A 1,093-nucleotide genomic window follows, 5' to 3' on the forward strand; every position below is an offset into this window, starting at 1 on the left:
GGCGGATGGTGTTGAGCTGGGTGAGGAGGGGGGCGATGGTGCGGCCCTCGCGGGCGGCGGCGTCCCAGTCGCGGGGCTTGAGCTGGTACTTCTCCGAGTCGAGGTACTCCTCGCTGCCGTCCCTGAGCGGGGTGTTCTCGCACAGCTCGTAGCCGCTGTAGATGCCCCAGGCGGGGGAGAGGGTGGCGGCGAGCACCGCGCGGACCTCGAAGGCGGGCCGGCCGCCGTGCTGGAGGTAGGCGTGCAGGATGTCGGGGGTGTTGGCGAAGAAGTTCGGCCGCATGTAGGCGGCCGCCTCCCCCGACAGCTCGCCGAGGTACTCGGTCAGCTCCTGCTTGGTGGTGCGCCAGGTGAAGTACGTGTACGACTGCTGGAAACCGATCTGCGCCAGCGTGTGCATCATCGCCGGCCTCGTGAACGCCTCCGCCAGGAAGATCACATCCGGGTCCGTGCGGTTGGTCTCCGCGATGACCCGCTCCCAGAACACCACCGGCTTGGTGTGCGGGTTGTCCACCCGGAAGATCCGCACCCCGTGGTCCATCCAGTGCCGCAGGACCCTGACCGTCTCCGCGACCAGACCGTCCAGGTCGGCGTCGAAGGCGAGGGGATAGATGTCCTGGTACTTCTTCGGCGGGTTCTCCGCGTACGCGATCGTGCCGTCCGGGCGGTGGTGGAACCACTCCGGATGCTTCTCCACCCACGGATGGTCCGGCGAGCACTGCAACGCGAAGTCCAGCGCCACCTCCAGCCCCAACTCCCCCGCCCGGGCCACGAAGTGGTCGAAGTCCTCGAGCGTGCCCAGGCCGGGATGGACGGCGTCATGACCGCCCTCGGGAGAGCCGATCGCCCACGGCACGCCCACGTCGTCGGATGCCGGGGTGAGGGTGTTGTTGCGGCCCTTGCGGAAGGTCGTGCCGATGGGGTGCACGGGTGGCAGGTAGACGACGTCGAAGCCCATGTCGGCGATGGCCTCCAGCCGCCGGGCGGCGGTGCGGAAGGTGCCGTGGGGCTGCTCGGCCGTGCCCTCCGAGCGCGGGAAGAACTCGTACCAGGAGCCGTACAGGGCCCGCTCCCGCTCGACCAGCAGGGGCAT

At 69.4% G+C, this 1,093-nt stretch carries 1 pseudogene; it reads right to left on the minus strand.

From position 1 onward, the window contains the following. A pseudogene (locus AQI88_RS42230) lies at positions 1-1,093 on the minus strand (alpha-1,4-glucan--maltose-1-phosphate maltosyltransferase); the annotation flags it as partial.

Source organism: Streptomyces cellostaticus (assembly GCF_001513965.1).
GTDB lineage: Bacteria > Actinomycetota > Actinomycetes > Streptomycetales > Streptomycetaceae > Streptomyces > Streptomyces cellostaticus.